This window comes from Cellulomonas biazotea (genome assembly GCF_004306155.1).
Lineage (GTDB): Bacteria > Actinomycetota > Actinomycetes > Actinomycetales > Cellulomonadaceae > Cellulomonas > Cellulomonas biazotea.
The window spans coordinates 1-4475 of the sequence record NZ_BIMR01000206.1; the positions used below are offsets into that span (position 1 = coordinate 1).

Below are 4475 nucleotides of genomic sequence, written 5' to 3' on the forward strand. Positions count from 1 at the left end.
TTGGGGGCGGCGGCCGACGCGGGCGCCTCGGCGATCGCGTCGGCGACTGCGGTCGGGACTGCTCGGGCGAGCTCGGCGACCCGGTCGCGCACGCGGCTCGCGGGCCGGCCGACCACGGTCGCGAACCGGTCCCAGTGCGCGCGCTCGACCTCGCCGAACCGACGCTCACCGCCGATCGACATCGCGGCGGACCTGTACCGGAGGCGCCCCGAGGCGTCGGGGATCAACCCCGTCGACACGTCGTACAGCGGGGCCAGGGTCACCGCCCGCCCCGCGAGCAGCACCGAGTAGTTCTTGGCGTGACCGTCAGGCGCACCGAGCAGGTAGCCCGCGATCGTCGCGTCCACGAACCGGTCGACGGAGTCCTCGTCGGCGGCGCCGCGCAACCGGTCGACGATGCGCGCCACACCCGGCCCCCGGTCAGCCTCGTACTTCCGCCGGGGGTCGAGGGCAAACGTCTGCACCAGGTCCTCCTGGTGGATCCGGTCGATGCTCCCGTCCGCCCGTCGTCGTCGGTCGAACCGCTCGACGACGATCGCCCACTGGTCGTCGAACGCGTCGAAGCTCGTCGCGGCCACGCTCAGGCCGACGGTGCGGAGCGCACGCATGCTGACGTGCTCGGCCAGCGCCTGGGCGCGGATCCGCGCGATCCCCGGCTTCACGATGTGCGTGGACGGCGTGCTCTCGCTCGGCAGGCCCCAGCCGTCGGGACCCGTGCGGGTGAGCGTGAACTTGCCCTGACCACCGGCGAGGCTCCAGTGCTCGTCGTCCTCGTGCCACGCCGCGTCGTCCTCGCGGAGCCTGCGCAGCCGGGCGGCGACGTCCGCGGTGGAGAGCGGCTCCACGGCCCCGCCGCGTGCGAGCACGTCGTCCAGCGTCGCGACCGGGGCGAAGACGGCGCCCCCTGCGGTGTCCGCCCCGATCGCGGCAACGAGCCCCAGGGTGTCCCCGGGCGCGACCCGGAACCGGCTCGCCCACCGCTCACGGACGTCGCCGTGGTCAGGGAGCAGCCCTTTGAGGTACGCCTCGACGAACCGCGTCGGGTACGGCGTGTCCGACAAGGGCATCGACAAGGACAGCGGTGTCGACTCCGGGCGAGCCAGGTAGGCGTCGTCGTACGTCAGCGTCGTCCGGCCACGGTCACGCACGATCACGCCCGCCCGGACGCCGTAGAGCGCGAAGGCCAGCTCGCGCACGCTCACCGGCGGGCACCGAGCACGTCGTTCAGCGCGTCCTCGAAGGTGGGGACCTGCTCCGGGACGAGCGCGACGCCAAGGCCGAGCACGCGGGCGACGGCGAGCACGCGACCCAGCTCGGCGCCAGGGCGCTTGCCGCCCTCGAGGTCGACGACGAAGGCACGCGAGACGTGCGCGGCGACGGCGACCTCCGCCTGCGTCAGGCCCTGGCCGCGTCGTGCCGCTCGAAGCTGCGCTCCGATCTCGCCGGTGCTCGTCGAGGCTCGCATGAATGTCATGGTACCGAGACACGCGCAGAAGTCATAGTGTCGTGACACATCGCCATGTCATAGAACCATGACACGCCGACAGGAGTGAGGGCAGGTCGTGACAGAGGGTTGACGGGTCGTGACCCCGGTGCGCTACTGGAGGGCGGCGCGGGCAGCCCGCTCAGGCAACGAGGCCGAGACTTGCCCGTCGTCACGACACGGGGAGGGTTCCGTGCGTACTGCAATCCAGAGGAGGCCGGCCCGTCTGGCGCTGATCGCGATGGTCGGCGTGGCGGGGTTGATCGTCCCGGCGGGAGGAGCGGTCGCCGCAGGCGACGACCCGGACGGCGAGGCGGCCGTCACCGAGCGGCTGCAGCAGGGGCGGTCGCTGCCGACGCAGTGGTGGTGGGACGAGTCCGGCCCGGACACCCGTCGCGCACGTGCGCTGCTGCGCCAGATGACCTTGGACGAGAAGGTCGACATGCTCCACGGGGAGCTGAACAACTACTACGGGTTCTACAACGGCCCGATCGAGCGGCTGGGCATCCCGGCGCTCACCATGGCCGACGGGCCCGCCGGGGTGCGAATCGCGAACCCGGACGTCAACGACCAGGAGTCGACGCAGCTCCCCGCGCCGATCGCGCTCGCGGCGACGTGGGACGTGGCGCTCGCGGAGCAGTACGGGACGGTGGCAGGCGACGAGGCCTTCCGCACCGGCCACAACGTGCTGCTGGCACCGGCGGTCGACATCGCGCGCGTGGCGCAGGCCGGGCGGGCGTTCGAGGCGTTCGGCGAGGACCCGCTGCTGTCCGGCACGCTCGGCGCGGCCGACATCCGCGGCATCCAGTCGCACCCCGTCGTCGCGGACATCAAGCACTACAACGTCTACACGCAGGAGACGAACCGGCTCAGCGGCGGCAACGCGGTGATCGACGAGCGGGCGCTGCAGGAGATCTACACGCGGCCGTACGCGATCGGCATCGAGCAGGGCCGCCCCGGCTCGGCGATGTGCGCGTTCAACAAGGTCAACGGCGTGCAGGCGTGCGAGAGCGACGAGCTGCTCAACCGCATCCTCAAGACGCAGCTCGACTTCCAGGGCTGGGTGATGAGCGACTACGGCGCCACCCACAGCACCGTCCAGTCGATCCTGTCGGGCATGGACCAGGAGATGCCGGGCAACACCACGCCCGAGGTCGGCCCGGGTACGTGCTTCTTCTGCGGCCCGCTGCTCGACGCGGTGCGCGCGGGCCAGGTCCCCGAGTCGCGCGTCGACGACGCGGTCCTGCGGATCCTGCGGCCCATGTTCGCGCTCGGGCTGTTCGACAACCCGCCCGTCGTCACGGACCTCCCCGAGGCCGAGCACGGCGAGTTCGCGCGGCAGGTCGCCGAGCGGGCGATGGTGCTGCTGAAGAACGAGTCGGGCGCGCTGCCGCTCACCGGGTCGGTCGGCTCGGTCGCGGTCATCGGCGCGGACGCGGACACGGTCGTCGCGGGCGGTGGCAGCTCGCTGGTGAAGCCGACCTACACGGTCAGCCCGCTCGAGGGCATCCAGGCGCGCGTCGGCCCCGGGGTCGTGGTCCAGCACGTCGCGGGGGCCGACCCCGTGACGTCGGCCGCGCTGATCCCCGGACCGGACCCGATCCCGTCGGACTTCCTCACGTCGACCGACGGGACGCCCGGTCTGCGCGCCGAGTACTTCTCCACCCAGGACTTCTCCGGCACGCCGATCGCGGACCGGACGGAGCCCTACGCGGCCATCAACGCGGGGTTCTTCCTGTTCGAGGGGTTCAACGCGCAGTCGCCGCACTTCCCGACGCAGACGCGGGACATGGGGCCGTCGATCCGGTGGACCGGCACGCTCACCGCACCGGTCGACGGGACGTACGAGCTGGCGGTCACGACGACCGGCACCGCGCGCGTCTTCCTCGACGACGTCGAGGTCCTGTCGCCCGAGCCCGCGTCGACGCCCACCACGTCGACGTACACCGTCGACCTCGTGGCCGGCACGGCGTACGACCTGCGGGTCGAGTACGTCAACGACGGCCCGGCGGGCACCGACGCGGGTGCCGTCTTCCAGCTCGGCTGGACGCCGCCCGACGGCGTCGTGGCCCCGCAGGCGCTGGCCGCGGCCGACCTCGCGCGGTCGTCGCAGGCGGCGGTCGTCGTCGTCCGCGACTACTCCTCGGAGGGCGGCGACAAGCCCGACCTCGACCTGCCGAACGGCCAGGCCGAGCTCGTCCGGCAGGTCGCGGCGGCGAACCCGCGCACGATCGTGGTCCTCGCGACCGGGGGCGCCGTCCAGACGTCCGACTGGGAGCAGGGCGTCCCCGCGATCGTGCACTCGTGGTTCGGCGGCCAGGAGCAGGGCAACGCGCTCGCGCGCATCCTGTTCGGCGACGTCAACCCGTCCGGCAAGCTGCCGATCACGATGCCCGTCGACGAGGAGAGCACCCCGGTCAGCTCGCCCGCGCAGTTCCCGGGCGACGGCCTCGACCAGCAGTTCTCCGAGGGCATCTACGTCGGCTACCGCGGGTACGAGGAGGAGGGCATCACGCCGCAGTACTCCTTCGGGACCGGGCTGTCGTACACGACGTTCGACTACCGCAACCTGCGGACGACCGTCGCGGGCGGGCTCGGCGCGCAGGGCAACGGGTCGCGGCTGCAGGTGAAGGTCGCCGTCCGGAACACGGGCGCGGTCGCCGGAACCGAGACCGTGCAGGTGTACGTCGGCAACCTGCCGACCCGCCAGGTGCAGAGCGCCAAGAAGGTCCTCGCCGGCTGGGCGACCGTGACCCTGCAGCCCGGTGAGCGGCAGCAGGTGACCGTCGAGCTCAGCCCCGAGTCGGTCTCCTACTGGGACGTCGACCGGGACCGGTGGCGCACGCCGCGCGGCTCGATCCCCGTCTACGTCGGGTCGTCGTCCACGGACGTGCGGCTGACGGGCTCGCTGCGGATCGGGGGGCCGGGCATGCGCTGACCGGCGGTCGTCGGGTCGACGGGGTGGGCGCCACGCGGCGGCCACCCCGTCGAC

General features: G+C 72.6%; 3 protein-coding genes. 1 reads left to right on the forward strand and 2 read right to left on the reverse strand.

Annotation, left to right across the window (positions count from 1 at the left end; translation table 11 throughout):
- On the reverse strand, positions 1-1202 hold a 1202-nt coding region (locus CBZ_RS13270; RefSeq protein ID WP_130782005.1), incomplete at its 3' end, for a HipA domain-containing protein.
- Complete coding sequence (locus tag CBZ_RS13275) at positions 1199-1465, reverse strand: helix-turn-helix domain-containing protein (protein ID WP_165446766.1); 267 nt, start codon at positions 1463-1465, stop codon at positions 1199-1201. The genes CBZ_RS13275 and CBZ_RS13270, both read right to left, overlap by 4 nt.
- 211 nt (positions 1466-1676) lie before the next feature.
- On the opposite strand from CBZ_RS13275, the gene CBZ_RS13280 reads away from it, so the two are divergent.
- Complete coding sequence (locus tag CBZ_RS13280) at positions 1677-4421, forward strand: beta-glucosidase (protein ID WP_246013364.1); 2745 nt, start codon at positions 1677-1679, stop codon at positions 4419-4421.
- Positions 4422-4475: the final 54 nt, after the last annotated feature.

Coding starts and splice junctions, on each gene's coding strand:
- CBZ_RS13275 (WP_165446766.1), bottom strand. CDS start 1,465: ATGCGAGCCTCGACGAGCACCGGCGAGATCGGAGCGCAGCTTCGAGCG.